We start from the raw sequence: 1,254 nt of genomic DNA on the forward strand, positions 1-1,254 counted from the left end.
CCTGGCGCAAGGCCCCCCGGCAGGTGCTCGCCCGCCTGCACACGGTCGCGGCCGCCGGCCTCGCCGACCGGCCCGAACTGGGCCGTCCACGCGCTCGGGACGACGCGCCCGATCAGCTGGGCCTCGGCGACGCGCCCGGCGCCCAAGAGGCCGTGGCGCGGATGGAAGGACTGTTCGGGCTGCTCGGCGCGCCGACCAAGGCCCCCGCGATCGTGCTGGCCGCCGTAGTCCACGCCGAACTGGCCACCGTCCGGCCGTTCGGCACCGCCGACGGGGTCGTGGCGCGGGCGGCCGAACGGCTCACGCTCGTCGAGTACGGCCTGGACCCCAAGTCGCTGGCCGCCGTCGAGGTGGGCCACCTGGAGGAGCCGTACGCCGACGGGCTCCGCGCCTACCTGACGGGCACGGAGGACGGCGTGGCGCGGTGGGTGAGGCAGTGCGCCTCCGCGGTGACCCTTGGCGTACGGGAGGCGACGGCGATCTGCGAGGCCCTCCAACGCGGCTGACCTGGCTGGCACGGCGGCTGCCGTTTCCGCTCTGAGCTGAAGCGCATCGGGGGCGCCAGCTGACATAGCGGACGGCGCCTCGGGGATGAGACGCCGTCTGCCGGTGCGTCACGCCGGGTTACCAAGCGTGCACCTCTATTCGTCGGACCGGGTCAAGCCCGTCACGACGCGCCTCCCGCGGCTGGTCGCGCGTGGGTGCCCGGCTGACGCACCCGGACAAGTGGTCCGTGTCACCTTTGTACGTCGGATTCGCCCTGATGGGAACCCCTGGGAACAAGACCTTTGCCAACTCGGGCCTCCCGCGCCGACGGACCGCCGGGGGGCGGAGGTTATCAACCTGTGATGATCACTCACAGTCACCGGCTTTATGTGATCGTTATGAAGTGACGAAAAAACTTGGCGGAAAAGCGAGATTGCTGCTCGACGAAACTCGATGCGATCGGGCAGCATACGGGAGGATCTCTTGAAACTGGAGTGACTCTACGCAGGATTGCTTTGCAGGTCTCTTGCCATGCTCTGGTCAAGGATGAAAGCTTTCTTCTGAAACGGGACCGGCTCTACCCCCCCGGAGCCGGACCGGTCAGGCGACCCCCGCTCTCCCCCCCGGCGGGGGTCGCCCCTTTTGTGTACGACCGTCTGCGCGGCTTGTGTACGGCCGTCCGCGCGGCTTGCGTACGGCTGCCCGCCCGCGCGGCGTGGACGCGCACCCGGCGCGCCCCTCGGTGGCGGCGCGAGCCCCCGGCCTCCC

General features: G+C 70.4%; 1 protein-coding gene. It reads left to right on the forward strand.

Annotated elements, in window-relative coordinates; all coding sequences use genetic code 11:
• Positions 1–506 (forward strand): Fic family protein (locus tag DQW85_RS22810; protein ID WP_113702184.1); only part of this gene is annotated, 506 nt, incomplete at its 5' end.
• Positions 507–1,254 lie beyond the last annotated feature (748 nt).

Origin of the sequence: Nonomuraea lactucae (genome assembly GCF_003313395.1) — a bacterium.
Taxonomy (GTDB): Bacteria; Actinomycetota; Actinomycetes; order Streptosporangiales; family Streptosporangiaceae; genus Nonomuraea; species Nonomuraea lactucae.